The following is a 16968-nucleotide window of genomic DNA, read 5'->3' as shown; positions in this document are numbered from 1 at the left end:
AATTTAATAAAAAGAGTTATATCTCTTTCAAAAATACTTTTAAGTATATTGCAATTTCTATCATAAAGAATTAAAATAAATAGTATTATATTCATTTAATAGAGACGATAACTTATTTACCAATATTTCACGAAAGTTAAATTTCTCATGAAGAGAGTATAATACCTCTCTTACGGTAAATCTATACTTTCTTTTGCTCTATACATTAAATTATAAAACGAATCATATTATTTTTTTTAAATATTTGTTAAAATTTTCAAGTTGTTTCGGAGTTTCAGGATATGCATTAAATTGAAAAGCATTATTTGGAACGATTTCATTAAATTTTAAAGCTCTTATTGAAAAATTTTCTTTTTTCTGTTTAAATTTCTTTTGATTTTGCCATTTCTTTAATTCTCTGCTAATCTTACCTACATTCTTAACAGTGGCAGGCTCACTTGGTATAAAGGGGTTCATTGTCTCTATACCAAGTGTTGTGTTAAGATGTGAGTTTGCATATCTAATTCGGTCTTTTAATTTGTTTAACTCATGTTTTTTTGACATTGCTTGAACCCAATGTTATTCCCCTGCATAGGCCCTCTGTCACATCAGAGGGCTTTATTAATTTAATAATTATGAAAAAATATAATTATTTTTTTCCATCCATTGATCTATTTGTTACTTTTTTGATTCTTTATTAACTCAAGTTGACTGTTTTTATACATTTCCTGTTCTTTTTATTATTTCGAAATATGCACTTTTTCATGCTGTAAAAGTCATGATGCATTTTATCTTGATCATTTTTTCTTTTATTCAAATTTAAAACAGGGGAAAAATTGTATTCACAGTGAAGAGAAAAGACAGAAAAGTATTGATAACTGAACCGAATAATAATATTTTTTTTCGAAAGGTGTTGACCAAATGAAAAGTCAACCGTATGTTCCACTCACTTTCGACAAGCAAAATGGCTTGTGTGGGAGCGCGTAGCTCAGCTGGTAGAGCAACTGACTTTTAATCAGTAGGTCCAGGGTTCGAATCCCTGCGCGCTCACCAAATTAATAGCTTATATAAAAGTTCAAAAACTTTGCTTCCTTTTTATAGTTTGAAGTTTTTTGTTAATGTATTGTTTATTATTTTCTAGCCGTTGTTTTGGTATGAAAAGATTCTGTGCTGACTCTTCTACTTAGAGGCATCACACTGATTTATAAAGAGAGTTCATTTTTTTATGCTAAATGAGAGAGACCCATACCATTCTCTCATTCCAAAGCTGTTTATATTCAATAAAACAAAATCATTTCTTGCAGATCAAAAGCGGGGGCAGCATGTGGATAAAAACTATTAAGAAAGAACTACAATGTCTCTTATGAAGAGTCTCAGGTGCCAAAGGCTGTAGCAATAGTAGAGGCTAACAAATATAATGATTGCAGCGTCCAAACAAAAAGTGCTTTAAGTTTGTGATACGGTAGCTCCTGCATTGGCTGCATGTGTTATTGCTCATTTTATCAAATCGTGCGCTGATTTTTCATAGCTGCTTGGTTACATGCTTCATGAAACAGGCTTCAAAACTTTCTTTAACAAGCTTATATCTACCTTCTTTTCGCAAATAAATATTTTATCACCTATGAGAGCAATTAAAAGGATTTTTTCTCATTTCGGTAAAATAAGCAGAAAAACATCTGCTTTAAATTGACTCTTTTCTGTCTTGGGATGAATGATATTATCTTTGACATTTTTCCAGCCGATACGAACGATGTTACTACGGCGAAAACCTGTGTAAAGAAAAATATCAATCTATACACACTCATGGGTAAGACCAATATTGATCACATATTTTCAATATCTTCTTCGGTCCATAGTAGAAAACCTTCTACATTAAAGAATTTTGGTGGTTTTAAGTTAAAAGTAGAATTTTTGTTTAAAAGAGCATTATCAACCGCTAAATTACAAAGCCCCTTTAAAACCGTATAAGAATCATCTTACTTATTCATAATTTATATGATGATATCATGTTTTTTTTATTAACATATTAATTTATTTGTTTTTTATTCATTATTTCTATTTTGATAACATTGCATTTCTTTTTTGCAAAGCACAGAAATATTAACAATGTATTAATTTCTTGATAAATGGTAAATCTTTAGGATATAGTGAACCCGCGAGGGGAATCATCTGAAAATATGAATTTTTCTATCGCATAAAGAAAGTGCGGTGTGGTTTTTGGTAGTAAATACTCAATTAGAAATAAGCGGGCTGACAAATGCTTTTAAATAGCAAAGAAAAGTTTACTTTCATTCTTAATTCAACATTTCAATTTCTTGCTGTCGTTATTGTATCCCAGTTATTGGTATCTTGCTGCGCAAGCGAAACAGCACATTTTGTAATAAGAAGTTTTTACAATAATAGAGCTAGTGAGATAAAAACTCCCGTTCTTCCTAATCCTAACAAAAATTCCAGTGGGCAAAACCAGTCAAAAGAAAAGAAAAGGGGGCGAGCTGTTGTCGGTAAACCTTACCAAATAAAAGGAAAATGGTATTATCCGCAAAATGACCCAACCTACAAACGTGTTGGAGAAGCGTCATGGTATGGTTCAGATTTTCATGGGCGTTTAACCGCAAATGGTGAGGTCTATGATATGAATCTCTTGACTGCTGCTCATCCCACAATGCCGTTACCCAGTTATGCTCGTGTTACGAATCTCAAAAATGGATCTTCCATCATCGTTAGAGTGAATGATCGTGGTCCTTTTATGAAAGATAGAATCATTGATTTATCAAAGCAAGCTGCAGAGATACTTGGTTATGCAAATGTAGGTGTAGCAAATGTTAAAGTGGAATATATTTCTGAAGCGCCTATTGGTCATTATGATGGCGCTTATTTAATGGCTTCTTACACATCAGGAAGTGATGTTTCATCCTCATTAACATTAGCGGATCTTTCAAAAGAAAAAGAAAAGATCGTACTCGAAAGACTTGATGCTGATCTGCAAAGGCGATTGGAGAAAGCTATAAGTAAACAAAAACAGTCCAATAAAACTTTTTCAGTAAAATTACCGGAAAGTGGTCCAGTTTTGATTAGTAAGCCAATGCTCTTTGAAAAAGTGGCTTTTATAAACAAACCAATCAAGAAAATAAGAGTTAACTGATTATGGCTCTTTATAAGAAAGAGTGATGTTTGTTTTTGATATGTTTTCAGGTTATAGATGATCAAAATTTATTCATTATAATCAACTTTTTGGTTTAAATGAAGAAGTGTGCTTTTTATTGTATGAAACAAAGAGGGCACTTTTAATGCGTAAAATTCAAAATAAATCTTACTTGAGAAACGAACATGAAAGTATAGTATATTGATTCATTTTGATAATGCTGTGCAAAAGTAGAGACTTGTTTTCATTCTTGTGATGGGATTATCCATTTGCAGTCAAACAAATCTTTTCTTGTATAAGAAGATTCTTTATGCTGCTTCTTAAAGATGGGAGAAGCGGTTATGCATACGACATTAAGGGTTTTGTTCACCTTATTGGGGATATTGATATTGGATGGGTGGGGGAGAGCACAGGATTTTCAAAATTCTGCATCACAGTTACTGTTAATAGATAATGACACAGATACAATACTTTTTGAAAAACAAAGTGATATTGCTTTTTTCCCAGCTTCGTTAACAAAATTGATGACAGCTGAAGTCATATTTTATCAATTAAAAGAAGGTTTATTAAGCAGTACACAAAAATTTAAGGTGAGTGAAAATGCGTGGCACAAAGGTGGAGCTCCTTCTGGTACAACCACTATGTTTGCAAAAGTAAAGACAGAAATTAGTGTTTCTGATCTTTTGCGTGGTCTCATTATTGTCAATGGAAATGATGCTGCCATTATCCTTGCTGAGGGCATAGCCGGAAATGAGGCTAATTTCGCAAAACTGATGAATCAGAGAGCCAAAATAATTGGATTATCACATAGTCATTTTGTTAATGCAACAGGGCTTCCGGAGGAGGGACAATTTGTGACATTGCGCGATATGATGATATTAGCACGTCATATTGTTCGTGAATATCCCGATTATTATACACTTTACCGCGAGCCTCATTTTACGTGGAATAATATTTTTCAACGTAATAAAAATCCTCTTATTTCCAAAGAAATTGGTGTAGAAGGATTTGGTTTTGGCTATAGTAAAGATGAAGGTTTTTCAATGATTGTTTCTGTTTATAACAATCATCGACGTCTTTTTTTAGCAATAAATGGTTTGCAAGAGGGTAAAGGGCATACAAAAGAAGTAGAACACATTCTTCAATGGGGAATGACAGCCTTTGATCTTAAAACAATTTTTAGCGAAGGAGAAACCGTTGGCTATGCTTCTGTTTATGGTGGGACGCAAAATTCTGTTTCTCTTATTGTTAAAGAGCCGGTAAGTTTTATGCTTTCGAATGAAAAAAAGAGGAATATTAAAGCAAAAATTAAATATCATGGTCCATTAAAAACTCCTATCCTTTTAGGACAACCGGTCGGTGTTCTGCAAATTTTAGAAGATAAAAGGATTCTTCTCGAAAAACCTGTTTTTGCTGGAAACAATGTTCAGGAAGGAAGCTTTTTTGCAAAAGTTAGAAATGCATTCTATGAAATAACAATTGGATGGTTACGGAAATATTTATAGTACAGGCTTTTAAGGATTAAGGTTTATAGGTGTCAGGTTATTTTATCACATTTGAAGGGGGGGAGGGCGCAGGAAAAACAACACAAATTTCTTTGCTTTCTGAGTTTCTCTCGAGCCAAGGTTATGATGTTATTACAACACGAGAACCTGGCGGAACAGCAGGTGCTGAAGCAATTCGATATGCTTTGTTGTCAGGGAAGGCACAACAATACGGTCCTTTCATGGAAGCTGTTTTGTTTACAGCTGCACGCGCAGACCATGTTAGTGAAGTGATCGCGCCTTCTTTACAAAAAGGCAAAGTGATCTTATGCGATCGTTTTATTGATTCTACACGAGTTTATCAAGGACAGAATGATAAGGTAAACTCTTCCATTCTTTCTGTTTTAGAATGTATAGCGCTTAATGGAATAAGGCCTCATCTAACATTTTTATTAGATATATCAGCAATATATGGTATGAAACGTGCAAAAGTGCGAAGAAAGAAAACTGAAACGATTGATTATTTTGAAAAAGATAATTTAGAAATTCAAGAACAAAGGCGCCAAGCTTTCTTGCAATTAGCAAAGCAGGAGCCTCATAGATTTCGTGTGATTGATGCCACCGATGCTGTAGAAACTATCGCACAGAAAATAAAAAATATTTGTCATCAGCTATTGTTGGATCAACTTTTATGAGTGATGTAAATATTTTGCGCCAATATGACGATATCGATTCAGTTTTATCCTCTTCACAGAATAATGTGATTTTTGGTCATGAGGCTGCTCGTCATTTTTTGGCACAAATGCGTGAGGAGGAGCGTTTACATCATGCCTTATTATTTGAAGGAGAGCGTGGTATTGGGAAAGCTACATTGGCATTTCACCTTGCTTGGAATATTTTAAGCTCTCAGAAGGGGAACTTTTTACAACCAGAGCATAATTCCATTACATGGCATAAAATGATGCAAGGATGTCATCCTGGGCTTTTATACATTTCACGTCGCTTCGATTTAAAAACACAAAAGTTTAAAACAGGGATACTCATTGATGACATTCGTGATGTTATGCATTTTTTAAACCAAACATCACAAGACAATGGATGGCGTATTGTTATTATTGATCCCGCAGAAGATATGAACAGAAATGCGGCGAATGCAATTCTTAAAACGCTTGAGGAACCTCCTGCGAAAACTTTATTCATTATCATCACACATTCTTCAGGAAGATTGCTCCCAACAATTCGCTCACGATGCCAGCAGGTTTCTTTGCGACCATTGTATGATGATGAGATGAAAAAAGTCATTACACATATTTTTTTAAATCAAGATTTACCTGATGAAGAAACTCTTCAAATGATTATTCAAAGAGCCAAAGGAAATCCTAGAAAAGCTGCTTTACTTCTTTGCCATGGCGGTTTTGAAATTGTTAAAACTCTGGATACTCTTTTGGAGCAATCTGTTTGTAATCCAGCTGTTGTACATACTCTTGCACAAACACTTTCCTCTCTTTCTTCTATGATTCAATTTCAACAATTTTGTGATGAAATTCTTGATAAAATTCAAAAAAAAGCTATCATGCTTGTTGAAAAGGGAGAGTTAAATCTCTCAAAAAAATGCGCGCAACTGTGGCAGGAGATTCATCAAGAAATAGGGGAAATACAATCATTTAATCTTGATAAGAAGCAGTTCATTATTAACTTGCTTTTTAAAGTGCATAAGATCATGCATGAAGATGAGCTTTTTCCGTGACAATGTAATTAACAGGCGTTATGTCAAGATATCTTTTATAGCGTTTTACAAAACGAGTATGACATGCATGACACGTATTACATAACAACTCCCATTTTTTATCCTAATGGCACTCCACATATTGGGCACGCCTATAGTGCAATTGCAAGTGATGTCTTCGCCCGTTTTCAACGGTTAGATGGGAAAAATGTATTTTTTCTCTCTGGTACGGATGAGCACGGCTTAAAAATGCAACAAACAGCAGCAACATTAAATATGACACCTCAGCAACTCGCAGATCGTAATAGTGCTATGTTTCAAAAAATGCTTACAGTCTTAAATTGTTCTCATGATGATTTCATCCGTACAACAGAAGAGCGCCATTATAAAGCTTGTCAAGAAATTTGGAAAAAAATGGAGGAAAATGGCGACATTTATCTTGGTCGTTATAGTGGTTGGTATTCCGTTCGTCAGGAAGCATATTATGAAGAGAAAGATACTGAAGTTGGAGAAGACAACATCCGTCGCGAAAAGGAGTTAGGCTCTCCGGTTGAGTGGAACGAAGAGGAAAGTTATTTTTTTAGACTTTCCCGTTATGAAACGATCCTTCTTAAATATTATGAAAAACACCCTGATTTTGTTGCTCCAGTTGAACGGCGTAACGAAGTTATCAGTTTTATCAAATCGGGTTTAAAAGATATTTCTATTTCACGGACAAGCTTTAATTGGGGCGTTGCTGTTCCAAATAATCCAAAGCATGTGATGTATGTTTGGGTCGATGCGCTTACCAATTATCTCTCAGCAATTGGTTTTTTTGATGAAAACGCGACAAAACGTCATTTTTGGCCTGCAAATACGCATATCATTGGAAAAGATATTCTTCGTTTTCATGCCATCTATTGGCCAGCATTTTTAATGTCCGCTGGAATTGAATTGCCTAAGCATATTTTTGCTCATGGTTTTTTGCTCAATCGTGGTGCAAAAATGTCAAAGTCCATTGGAAATGTCGTTGATCCTTTTGAACTCGTTGATCACTATGGTCTTGATCAGTTTCGTTATTTTCTGCTTCGTGAAGTACCATTTGGACAAGATGGCAGTTATAGCCATGAGAGTTTTGTAAATCGCATTAATGCAGACCTTGCTAATGATCTTGGGAATTTAGCACAGCGTTCCTTATCTATGATTGCCAAAAATTGCCATGCAAAAGTTCCTATAGCAGCGGCTTTTTTAAGCCAAGATGAACAGCTTTTAGAACAATCTCTTCAAGCACTTGAGCTTGTGCGTGATGCCATGTCTTCTCACGAGATGCATTTAGCACTTTCCGCTATCTTTTCAGTCGTAGCAGATGCTAATCGCTATTTTGCTAGTGAACAACCTTGGAGTTTACGGAAAAATAACCCAGAAAGATTTTCTACAGTTCTTTACATAACTGCAGAAACATTGCGGCGAATAGGAATTATGCTTTTGCCTTTCATACCACACTCAGCAGCTAAACTTCTCGACAGCCTTGCTATTCCTGAAAATAATCGGTCATTATATCATATAAGTCATGCAAAAATTCAAGAAGGTCTTGATCTTCCACCACCAGAACCAATCTTTCCCCGTTATATTTTGAAGAAAGATGAGAATCATCATGCTCATTGATACACATTGCCATCTTGATTTTGAAGATTTTTCACAAGATTTGGATGGGGTTATCCAACGAGCTTTAGATGTTGATGTTGAACGTATGATAACGATTTCAACACACGTTCGTAAATTGGATAAGCTTTTAGCAATTGCGCAGACTTATGATCAAGTGTTTTGTTCCGTTGGGACACATCCCAATAGTGCCCATGAAGAACAAAATATTACAGCTGAAGAGCTTATTCACCTCTCAAAGCATCCTAAAATTGTTGCATTTGGGGAGGTGGGACTTGATTATTATTATGATTATTCTTCGCCAGAAGAGCAAAAGAAAGTTTTTCAGGAACATATCATCGCTTCTCGAGAAACACAGCTGCCTCTTGTTATACATTCACGCAATGCTGATTCAGATATGGAAAAAATATTACGCGAACAAATAAAAGAAGGTACTTTTCCATTTGTACTTCATTGTTATTCCTCTGGAATGCAACTGGCTCGTGCAGGCATTGAACTTGGTGGTTATCTTTCTTTTTCAGGTATTCTGACTTTTAAAAATGCGCTTGAGATCCGTGAGATAGCAAAAACTATACCTCATGACTATTTATTGGTGGAAACAGATGCACCATTTTTAGCCCCTGTTCCTCATCGAGGAAAAACAAATGAACCCTCTTTTGTACGCTATACAGCTGCTATTTTAGCTGAAACAATTGGTTTAAGTCTTGAAGAAATAGCTCAGATTACAACGCAAAATGCTTTTCGTTTATTTAGCAAAATGAAATAAGGCAAAAGCTATGTTTGATCGATACCGTTTCACAATATTAGGCTGTGGTCCCTCTCCGGGAGTGCCACGCCCCAATGGTGATTGGGGCGCTTGTGATCCTCATAACCCTAAAAATGAACGCTATAGAAGTGCTCTGTTAGTCGATCGTATTAAACCATCAGGAAAAAAAACAACAATTGTTATTGACACTGGTCCAGACTTTAGATCACAAATGATCAACGCCCGTGTAAACCATCTTGATGCTGCACTTTATACGCATTTTCATGCAGATCATATTCATGGTATTGATGATTTACGCAGTTATGCACTCGCACAAAAATGTTTAATCGATATTTACGCAGATAATTTTACACTCAAACATTTGAAAAATGCTTTTGGATATTGTTTCCAATCTCCCAAAGGTTCATCTTATTCACCTATTTTAAAAGAACATCTCATCAATGAAGATAGTCAACTTAGAATTCACGGGCAGGGTGGGACGATAACTGTCAATACGCATTTACAATATCATGGTAATATTCATTCTTTAGGTTTTCGTATTGGTAATGTTGCTTACTGTACAGACGTTAGCAAATTTCCTGAAAAAACATTACCTAAACTCATGAACTTAGATGTTCTCATTATTGAGGCTCTTCAATTTGAAGCGCATCCAAGTCATCTTTCCGTTGCTCAAGCATTACAATTGATAAAATATTTACAGCCTAAACAAGCCATCCTCACACATATGGACAGATCGCTTGATTACAATAAGGTGATAAACTCTGTTCCACCGCATGTTAAACCTGCATATCAAGGACTTATTTTTGAAACAGATGCATAAATCTAGAAAACACATATTTCTTGTTAACTAAAACCTTCTTGAATAGTCTTATCTTTCCTTTACTTCATTTTTGTCTTATTTGTGTTATTTTTATGTTAAAAGTGAGGTTTCTTATGTATAGATGGTTTACGCGGGCAATATGTATTATAATTTCAGCGATTTCCTTATCCGCATGTGGGGGGCGTCTAGAAAAAAATATTTCAGTTACAACAATACATGATGGTGCAATGAGTTGTGCTGATATTCAACGAGAATTTTATGCTAATAAACGTCAGATTAATGACACTATTATAGAGCGTTCTAAAGCAAGAGGTAAAAATGCAGCTTTAGCTGCAACGGGTGTTATATTTTTACCTGCTCTGTTTTTTATAGATGCAAAATCAAGTGAAAGCAATGAAATTTCGGCTTTAAATAACCGAAATGCTGTTTTGAGTGATCTTGCACATATAAAACGTTGTAAATTAGCACAGTAATTATTTTATTTTATTATACATTTAGCTTTAAGTAATTTTGTTTTTTACTTAAAGCTATTTTTTTAACTATGCCAATTTAATAAATAAATTAAATTATGCCTTATTGTTGACATAATTTTGTTTAAAAGAAGAAACATGCGCCATAAATATGATTATGTGTCTAAAGTAGGGTTCACATTGTTTTTTATTTGGCAACGATCTTCTTCTTATCGTAATCATATTATCGCATAATATATATTATGGAACTTTTAATAGAAAGGATATATTTTAATGGCAGCAGCACTTTGGGGAACGATAGCATCATTACTATGGATATTTTCAACAAAAGCCACTAGTCCTTGGGATTTATGGTGGGTACCTTTTTCTTAAGAAAAAACTTTTGACCTTTAAGATTTTAAATCGGACCAGAAATAACTGGTCCGAAAACTTAAATCGCAATGTTTTTTATCTAATCGTCTTTTCGTCTTTTGTACGATTTCTTTTTAAAAAGATTATCATTTGTAGTATCATAAAAATGAGAAATAATGTTCCATGAAATAGCAATACAAAAGATTGATCAATAGAATTGGCATAATACATCGTTAATATTTCGGTTAGTGCTGCAATGCACCATAAAACAATTCCCCACAGCGAATACATCCAAAGTCCAATTAAGGCGATAGGATAAACAATAGCTAATGTGGCAGATGCGAACTGCCAGTGCCATGGCATAAGGTCAAAACGCCATAAAGAGTTTGGAAATACACCAACAAGACATATCCAATAAAAAATACTTAAGCTTAAGCAAATGAGCGCTAAAAATCGCAAATAACATTTGTAAATTAAATGGATTCTTGAAATCTGTTTTTGAGGATGCGTTTTCAAAATAATAATTCTTTTTCAATAGGTTTGAAGTAAGCATCTATCATTTCATCTGTTACATGTGAAAGTTTATCTGGTTGCCATTTCGGTGTTTTGTCCTTATCAATCAACATTGCACGTATTCCTTCATAGAAGTCATGAGAATTTATCATATGATGCGCAATACGATTTTCAATTCTTATACAATCTTCCAAAGTTTGAGGTGGATTTTGTTTCATTTGTTTCCAAATAACTTTTAAACTTGTTGGAGAACGTACCTGTAAAATATCGTAACATTCTTTAGCAAATAAAATACCTTCATCGCTTTTTTTTTGAAGCAATTCAAGACATTCCTCCAACGTATGAGCACTAAAACACGTCCTGATAATACAACGTGTTTCATGACTTGTTTCATAGTCTTTTGTAATTGCTCGCTCGCCTAAAACTAATTTCGGATCTCCTTGTTCAATAATCGCCTTTCTAATATATTTTAATTCAATTTCAGGAACAGCATGTGTTGCTAATTTTAAATTTAAACAATCTCCCCATTTTATGCCTGCGCCGGTCAATGCAAGATAAATACCAAAATGATCTGGAAGAGACGGTAAAAAGAAGCTTGCACCAACATCTGGAAAAAATCCAATAGCACCTTCAGGCATAGCAAAGAGTGTATTTTCTGTAACAATTCGATGAGAACCGTATAGAGAAATACCTACCCCTCCTCCCATCCAAATACCATTCAAAAAAGAAATATAAGGTTTGGGAAAACGTTTAATATAAGCATTTAAGCGATATTCATCGCTAAAATATTGGTAAGAAGAGGCTTTTTTTCCCATATGGTAAATTTCTACAACATCCCCACCAGCACAAAAAGCACGCCCCTCTCCTTCAACTAAAATGCAAGAAACTTCATCATCTTTTTCCCATGTGCTAAGAGCTTTTTTAAAAGCCAAAACCATTCGCCCATTAAGAGCGTTTAATGCTGAAGGACGTGTAAGCCTTATGATACCAGCATGGCCCTCTTTTGTAAAAGAAATGTCATCACCTGCTCCAAAATCAATTTGCATCTTATCCCCGTTCTAAAATATCTATTTTATTGTTTTATTATACTTTTTTCTCCTAATTTGGGAAATAATTGCATGATGGCACCAATACAATATATATAAATTCCTGTAATTGAAATACCTATCTTAACCCATGATGGAGCATCTAATTGGTAAAAAAATGCTGCACCCGCAAAGGAACACCATAAAAGAAAAATAGGAAAATTAAGCTTACGCAAGCGGATAACTCTCACTGGATGGATAAAATAAATTGGTAAAAAAGATATGATCGCCGATAAAGCAATAATGGTAAAAGTGATCCATTCTCCTGGTCTTAAGACAAAAAGTGTAAAAACCATCATATTCCAAACCACAGGAAATCCTTTGAAAAAATTTTCTTTGGTTTTCATTCCAGTATCTGCGTAATAAATAGCTGATGAAATGACAATAATTGCACTCAATAAAAATGATAATCCTGAACCTATTAAACCGCTTTGATAAAGCGCAAAAGCTGGAATTAAAACATAGGTGACATAATCAATGATATTATCTAAAAGTTCCCCAGACCATGTTGGGAGTACGTATTTAACGTCAAGTTTGCGTGCAATTGGACCATCTATACCATCAACGAGGAGCGCAAGCCCAAGCCAACAAAACATAGCATTCCATTCTTTTTGAGATGCAGAGATGAGGGAAAGAAATGCCAAAAATGATCCTGACGCTGTTAGTAAATGAACAGAAAAAGCTTTTGCTTGTGGCATCGTTACTTTTTTGTGACGCAGACGATCAGCATTTTTTTTGATTTTTTTTGTTAGCTTACGTTTCAAAATTTTCTTATCCTCGTCTCTTAAATTTTCATTCATCTACCAACACACCATTTTTACCGATTGTATAATTTATCGTAAAAAAATCATAAAAAGGTTACTTTTTTATATCGCATTACTTATTACATAATATAATAGAAGGATTTCATACAATAAAAAGAGATTGTTGATTTAGAAAAGTTAAAATATTTAGTAAATGAAAAAAGGCTCAAGTCGTTGTGACATTTGAAAAAAACGAATATAAAAACATCGCTGTTATTGGTGCTGGCCCAGTCGGTATGTTAGCAGCACTTCTTCTTGCACATAAAAGCTATTCTGTTTATCTTATTGGACCACCCGCTCATGCAGGTGAATTACGGACAACTGCTCTTATGATGCCAGCAGTGCGTATGCTACAAAAACTTAATATTTGGAATGTTCTTAAAGAACATGCAGCGGCTTTATCTTTTATTAGAATTATAGATATCACCTCTAGGATTGTGCACGCTCCTAGCGTCAGTTTTTCTTCTGCTGAAATTGGTGAAGAGGCTTTTGGTTATAATATCCCTAATGTAGAGTTAAACAACGCTTTAATTACTGCTGTTGAGCATATGCCCAATATTATAAGATTTGTTTCTTTGGCAAAATCTTTTCAACAGAAAGACGGTCATGTACACATTACGCTTGCAGATGATAAAATTATCCAAACATCACTTGTTGTTGCTGCTGATGGACGGCACTCTCTAGCACGAGCAGCTGCGGGTATTGCTACCAGACAGTGGGACTATCCACAAAAAGCTCTTGTTCTCAATTTTTCTCATGATTTTTCTCATCAAAATACATCAACTGAATTTCATACAGAACATGGTCCATTGACGCAGGTTCCACTACCAGGAAAAAAATCCAGTCTTGTATGGGTTGTTAGTTCTTCTCGTGCGAAAAAATTGTTAAATATGGAAGAAACAGAAATTGCAAAAATAATCGAAGAGCAGATGCAATCAATGCTTGGAACACTCACATTAGAAACACCAATTCAAGCATGGCCTCTTTCAGGACTTATCTCTCATCGTTTTGCAGCCAACCAAACGGTTTTAGTGGGTGAATCAGCTCATGTTTTTCCTCCCATTGGAGCCCAAGGATTGAATTTAGGATTTCGTGATGTTGAAACTTTGATTGATATTTTACCTAACCAAATATCTGATTTTCATTCTAAAATAATTGTTGCCCATTATAATAAATACCGCCGACCTGATATATTGATCCGAAGTGGATCTGTTCATATGCTCAACTCTTCTTTACTTTCTAATAGGCTGCCTATCCACATTATACGAAGTATTGGATTTGGATTATTACGCAATTGCTCACCGTTACGTAATTTATTTATGCGAGAAGGAATGTATCCTGGATACGGCTTTAAAGAAATTATGCAAATCTTCCCAATCAAATCACCTAAACAACTCCATTGAAATAAAACGATGGAACATAACAGAAAAAACAAGTGTTAATTGGATATTTTAATTTTCCGCTAACATAAATAGTAACTCATACAAAAAATTTAAAGAATAATATATTTGAAGAGAATTACAGGCAGGAAGTTATTAAAATGTTTTAGTAACCCTCATTCCCTTGGGAAGAATTATTTGATGTATTTATATGTATTATCATGCATAAGAATATACTATTTTCATAAATAGCGTGCGTGAAAAGTTTTTGTATAATCCAAATTATGAGATATTCAGAAGATATATCCTACCGGCGTTTATAAAAATATTAAAAATCAGACTTTTTTATTAAAAAATAATAGCAGAATTTGATAAATTGCCTCCCCTCTCATAATAAAAATAAAGAAAAAACGGTTTTTGCTATTTAACGTAAATTTTAAAAAACTTTCTTCATTAAGTACACCATTGAAAATAAAATAGCTTTGGGAACTTGTTGGCAATACAAAGGTTAATGAAGTATTGTTTCAACCGATGGTAATAAGATGAGATTAAGTAAAATTTTAAAATCAAGTATTCTTTTTATAATAATTCTATGCCTCTCATCTATAGTCACTGCTTCAATAAGTAAGTTTTTTTATGCTCCCTATTGTAAAGCTTCTGCATATAGCTTCACGAAAGATATTACTAAACCAGGACAAAATTCATTTACTGCTTTGCAAATTAAAAATTGTCTCATACAAAATGGTTTTACAAATATTAAACGATTGCGTCTTGATGATAAAGGTATTTGGCGCGCTTTGGTAGAGTTTAAAAGGGAGCTTTTTCTCATATCAATTGATTATTCTGGAACAGTTAGTATTCAAAATAAAAGAAAAAAATATGATTCATTTTAAAACTTATAGCAATATTGATTCCCATAACTGTAAGAGATTTTTTTTAAAAAAAATTTTGGATTTCCTCAAAGAGCCCGCTTTTATAGGAAGTTTAAATGGTAGTTTATCAGGAGCAGTTGCTGCAATTCTCGCAACTTATGGTTACATTGCTCTACCAGGATTTGGTCCAATCATTACAATGGGGATAGGTCTAGCATTTTTCATCGGAATAATAATCGGTGCAATGATAGGATCAATAATAGGTATTTTTGTCGGTGCATTTTATTCTTTTATGGAATATTTATATAGACCACGATAGTTATTTCTCTTACGACTTTCATAAGCGTATTGTTATGAACATCTGTACCATATTATGAATATCGTACGAGCAAAATTATCTCAAAAGTTCCTTAATTTGATTTTGCACAATATCTTAAAAAATCTGTTTTTTAGAAACACCTCTTGAAGAAATGGAAGTGAAATATAGTTATAACTCTATAAAAGCTGCATTATTTTGATAAATAGGAGTAATCCTTTGAAACATACTAGCGTATAAAGAAAGCCGTTTTGAACTTAGAGCGTTTTTCTATTAATTATAATTTTCAAAAAAAGTATAATTAATATAGTTTAAGAAGAAGTATATTATATTTATAAAGTATAGATGCGCTTTTATATTTAATATGTAAAACAAAAGTATAAAAGGTGCTATATGAATAAAAAATGCCTTCTCTTATCCTCACTTGTGATTTTTACTTATCATTCTGCTGCATTAGCAAATTCTATGCAAGTAAAGATTTATGAGCTAGAAAAGAACGACATAAAAAAAACTATTGGTATAATTGAAATTGAAGAAAATAGTCGTGGTTTAATTTTCACACCTAATTTGTCTAGCTTACCAGAAGGTTTGCACGGTTTTCATATGCACGAAAACCCTTCATGTGATATGAAAGACGGTGTCGTTGGTGGTGCTGCAGGTGGACACTACGACCCTGAACATACCAATAAACATCTTGGCCCCTATAATACTCATGGCCATTTGGGTGATTTACCAGCACTTTATGTTGATGATAAAGGGCAATCAACAATGAGCGTTCTTGCCCCACGAATTAAAAAAATCTCTGAAATAAAAAAACATTCTCTAATAATTCATTTAGGAGGAGATAACCAATCAGATAAACCATTACCGCTTGGTGGGGGTGGCGCGCGTTTAGCATGCGGTATTATTGAAGAATAAGCCTCTTATAAGCTATTTAAAGTCTGTAATTTTTTGTAAAAGATGGAGGAATTTATGTCTATTTCTGATATATTCGTAATCTAAAATTTTTAATTAATCTGCCAATCTAAACAAAATATTTTTGGTAGCGAAACCAAAAGCTTTTCGCCTTTGAATGCTACTTTTTGTTGCTCTCAAAAACAATATATACAGCTAATGAAAGAGTTACTTTTAAGGAGCTAATAAATACATTTTCAAAATGTAATGAGCAATTTTTTTAAGAATGATAAAAACTAGCAGGATATTCTTATGGGAAATGATCCCAATCAGACTGGCGAATCTCACCTGTTTGATAAAATTGACGAATAAGTTTAATATAATGAGAAAAGTCTTTGTTTTCCTCTAGCAATCTATTAGCAGTATCCCAATTAATTTCATTACGCTCTTTCGCAGGTATCATAATAATCTTTTTTATCTATGTAACTTACTGTAATTATATATCTTTTTTTAGGGTGAGGGTTGTTAGAATAAAAACGAGGGAATAGGATTCTCAATGTAGCTCTCAATTATTGCGAATCAAAAGTTCTTTTCGGGGAGTTTTTTTGCCATACCACATACCCAGAGGGTCTCTACTTCTAAAAAGTCAAAATCTTTAAAGATCTCTTTTACAGCATCACAATCATTCAGACTCAAGATAAATTTGCCTTCGACACCTTTGAGAATT

At 33.9% G+C, this 16968-nt stretch carries 17 protein-coding genes, 1 tRNA gene and 2 pseudogenes; 13 read left to right on the top strand and 7 right to left on the bottom strand.

Annotated features, from left to right (window positions below):
* Positions 1 to 222: 222 nt before the first annotated feature.
* A complete protein-coding gene (locus PVV68_RS07950) occupies positions 223 to 543 on the bottom strand; it encodes a hypothetical protein (RefSeq protein ID WP_273720432.1) in 321 nt (106 codons plus the stop codon).
* Positions 544 to 956: 413 nt separating this feature from the next.
* Between PVV68_RS07950 and PVV68_RS07945 the strand changes: the two genes are divergently transcribed.
* Positions 957 to 1032 (top strand) — tRNA-Lys (locus PVV68_RS07945).
* A gap of 320 nt (positions 1033 to 1352) precedes the next feature.
* On the opposite strand, the pseudogene PVV68_RS10730 reads toward PVV68_RS07945, so the two are convergent.
* A pseudogene (locus PVV68_RS10730) lies at positions 1353 to 1943 on the bottom strand (integrase); the annotation flags it as partial.
* Between the two features lie 293 nt (positions 1944 to 2236).
* Between PVV68_RS10730 and PVV68_RS07940 the strand changes: the two are divergent.
* The 8 genes from PVV68_RS07940 (at position 2237) to PVV68_RS07905 (ending at position 10031) form a co-directional block, all read left to right on the top strand.
* Complete coding sequence (locus tag PVV68_RS07940) at positions 2237 to 3121, top strand: septal ring lytic transglycosylase RlpA family protein (RefSeq protein ID WP_273720433.1); 885 nt, start codon at positions 2237 to 2239, stop codon at positions 3119 to 3121.
* Between the two features lie 341 nt (positions 3122 to 3462).
* On the top strand, positions 3463 to 4626 hold the full coding sequence (locus PVV68_RS07935) for a D-alanyl-D-alanine carboxypeptidase family protein (protein WP_273720434.1): 1164 nt from the start codon (positions 3463 to 3465) through the stop codon (positions 4624 to 4626).
* A gap of 29 nt (positions 4627 to 4655) precedes the next feature.
* The gene (tmk, locus tag PVV68_RS07930) at positions 4656 to 5300 is read left to right on the top strand and encodes a dTMP kinase (RefSeq protein ID WP_273720436.1); all 645 of its coding nucleotides are present in this window, start codon (positions 4656 to 4658) and stop codon (positions 5298 to 5300) included.
* Complete coding sequence (locus tag PVV68_RS07925) at positions 5297 to 6352, top strand: DNA polymerase III subunit delta' (RefSeq protein WP_273720437.1); 1056 nt, start codon at positions 5297 to 5299, stop codon at positions 6350 to 6352. The genes tmk and PVV68_RS07925 overlap by 4 nt, the downstream gene beginning before the upstream one ends.
* 63 nt (positions 6353 to 6415) lie before the next feature.
* Positions 6416 to 7975, top strand: a complete 1560-nt coding sequence (gene metG, locus PVV68_RS07920) for a methionine--tRNA ligase (RefSeq protein ID WP_273782865.1) — start codon at positions 6416 to 6418, stop codon at positions 7973 to 7975.
* On the top strand, positions 7965 to 8738 hold the full coding sequence (locus PVV68_RS07915; protein WP_273720439.1) for a TatD family hydrolase: 774 nt from the start codon (positions 7965 to 7967) through the stop codon (positions 8736 to 8738). The genes metG and PVV68_RS07915 overlap by 11 nt, the downstream gene beginning before the upstream one ends.
* Before the next feature lie 10 nt (positions 8739 to 8748).
* Positions 8749 to 9558, top strand: coding sequence for an MBL fold metallo-hydrolase (locus tag PVV68_RS07910; RefSeq protein ID WP_273720440.1), 810 nt, complete (start codon positions 8749 to 8751; stop codon positions 9556 to 9558).
* Positions 9559 to 9671: 113 nt separating this feature from the next.
* Complete coding sequence (locus PVV68_RS07905; protein WP_273720442.1) at positions 9672 to 10031, top strand: hypothetical protein; 360 nt, start codon at positions 9672 to 9674, stop codon at positions 10029 to 10031.
* A gap of 444 nt (positions 10032 to 10475) precedes the next feature.
* Here the strand turns inward: PVV68_RS07905 and PVV68_RS07900 are convergent, their stop codons facing one another.
* From PVV68_RS07900 to pcsA, 3 genes are read right to left on the bottom strand one after another with little or no spacing between them, the layout of a single operon-like run.
* Entirely contained in the window at positions 10476 to 10895 is a 420-nt protein-coding gene (locus PVV68_RS07900) for a DUF6163 family protein (RefSeq protein WP_273720443.1), read from the bottom strand.
* Positions 10892 to 11938 carry an enoyl-CoA hydratase/isomerase family protein gene (locus PVV68_RS07895; protein ID WP_273782864.1) on the bottom strand — a complete coding sequence of 349 codons (1047 nt, stop codon included), beginning with the start codon at positions 11936 to 11938 and terminating at the stop codon, positions 10892 to 10894. The genes PVV68_RS07900 and PVV68_RS07895 overlap by 4 nt, the downstream gene beginning before the upstream one ends.
* A gap of 26 nt (positions 11939 to 11964) precedes the next feature.
* Positions 11965 to 12777, bottom strand: coding sequence for a phosphatidylcholine synthase (gene pcsA, locus PVV68_RS07890; protein WP_273720447.1), 813 nt, complete (start codon positions 12775 to 12777; stop codon positions 11965 to 11967).
* 179 nt (positions 12778 to 12956) lie between these two features.
* On the opposite strand from pcsA, the gene PVV68_RS07885 reads away from it, so the two are divergent.
* The 4 genes from PVV68_RS07885 to sodC all read left to right on the top strand — a co-directional run bounded on the left by PVV68_RS07885 (position 12957) and on the right by sodC (position 16265).
* Positions 12957 to 14183, top strand: coding sequence for a UbiH/UbiF family hydroxylase (locus PVV68_RS07885; protein ID WP_273782863.1), 1227 nt, complete (start codon positions 12957 to 12959; stop codon positions 14181 to 14183).
* Between the two features lie 518 nt (positions 14184 to 14701).
* Positions 14702 to 15052 (top strand): hypothetical protein, encoded by a 351-nt coding sequence (locus PVV68_RS07880; protein ID WP_273720449.1) that lies wholly within the window; start codon positions 14702 to 14704, stop codon positions 15050 to 15052.
* Positions 15039 to 15350 (top strand): hypothetical protein, encoded by a 312-nt coding sequence (locus tag PVV68_RS07875; protein WP_273720451.1) that lies wholly within the window; start codon positions 15039 to 15041, stop codon positions 15348 to 15350. Before PVV68_RS07880 ends, PVV68_RS07875 begins: the two co-directional genes overlap by 14 nt.
* A gap of 390 nt (positions 15351 to 15740) precedes the next feature.
* Entirely contained in the window at positions 15741 to 16265 is a 525-nt protein-coding gene (gene sodC, locus PVV68_RS07870; RefSeq protein WP_273720453.1) for a superoxide dismutase [Cu-Zn] SodC, read from the top strand.
* A 286-nt stretch (positions 16266 to 16551) separates the two neighbouring features.
* Here the strand turns inward: sodC and PVV68_RS07865 are convergent, their stop codons facing one another.
* Together PVV68_RS07865 and PVV68_RS10640 are read right to left on the bottom strand one after the other, a co-directional pair.
* Positions 16552 to 16704 (bottom strand): hypothetical protein, encoded by a 153-nt coding sequence (locus PVV68_RS07865; protein WP_273720454.1) that lies wholly within the window; start codon positions 16702 to 16704, stop codon positions 16552 to 16554.
* Between the two features lie 102 nt (positions 16705 to 16806).
* A pseudogene (locus PVV68_RS10640) lies at positions 16807 to 16968 on the bottom strand (DNA adenine methylase); the annotation flags it as partial.

The sequence above is a fragment of the Bartonella sp. ML69XJBT genome, assembly GCF_028618515.1.
GTDB lineage: Bacteria > Pseudomonadota > Alphaproteobacteria > Rhizobiales > Rhizobiaceae > Bartonella.
The sequence above is the reverse complement of the archived record's forward strand: the minus strand, read 5'-3'. Positions and strand labels throughout refer to the sequence as shown.

Excerpts from the sequence above, each read along its gene's own strand:
- PVV68_RS07935 (WP_273720434.1), top strand. The coding sequence starts at position 3,463 with ATGCATACGACATTAAGGGTTTTGTTCACCTTATTGGGGATATTGATA.
- sodC (WP_273720453.1), top strand. The coding sequence starts at position 15,741 with ATGAATAAAAAATGCCTTCTCTTATCCTCACTTGTGATTTTTACTTAT.
- PVV68_RS07940 (WP_273720433.1), top strand. The coding sequence starts at position 2,237 with ATGCTTTTAAATAGCAAAGAAAAGTTTACTTTCATTCTTAATTCAACA.
- PVV68_RS07910 (WP_273720440.1), top strand. The coding sequence starts at position 8,749 with ATGTTTGATCGATACCGTTTCACAATATTAGGCTGTGGTCCCTCTCCG.
- PVV68_RS07950 (WP_273720432.1), bottom strand. The coding sequence starts at position 543 with ATGTCAAAAAAACATGAGTTAAACAAATTAAAAGACCGAATTAGATAT.
- PVV68_RS07915 (WP_273720439.1), top strand. The coding sequence starts at position 7,965 with ATGCTCATTGATACACATTGCCATCTTGATTTTGAAGATTTTTCACAA.
- metG (WP_273782865.1), top strand. The coding sequence starts at position 6,416 with ATGCATGACACGTATTACATAACAACTCCCATTTTTTATCCTAATGGC.
- pcsA (WP_273720447.1), bottom strand. The coding sequence starts at position 12,777 with ATGAATGAAAATTTAAGAGACGAGGATAAGAAAATTTTGAAACGTAAG.
- PVV68_RS07880 (WP_273720449.1), top strand. The coding sequence starts at position 14,702 with ATGAGATTAAGTAAAATTTTAAAATCAAGTATTCTTTTTATAATAATT.
- PVV68_RS07925 (WP_273720437.1), top strand. The coding sequence starts at position 5,297 with ATGAGTGATGTAAATATTTTGCGCCAATATGACGATATCGATTCAGTT.
- PVV68_RS07895 (WP_273782864.1), bottom strand. The coding sequence starts at position 11,938 with ATGCAAATTGATTTTGGAGCAGGTGATGACATTTCTTTTACAAAAGAG.
- PVV68_RS07905 (WP_273720442.1), top strand. The coding sequence starts at position 9,672 with ATGTATAGATGGTTTACGCGGGCAATATGTATTATAATTTCAGCGATT.
- PVV68_RS07875 (WP_273720451.1), top strand. The coding sequence starts at position 15,039 with ATGATTCATTTTAAAACTTATAGCAATATTGATTCCCATAACTGTAAG.
- PVV68_RS07865 (WP_273720454.1), bottom strand. The coding sequence starts at position 16,704 with ATGATACCTGCGAAAGAGCGTAATGAAATTAATTGGGATACTGCTAAT.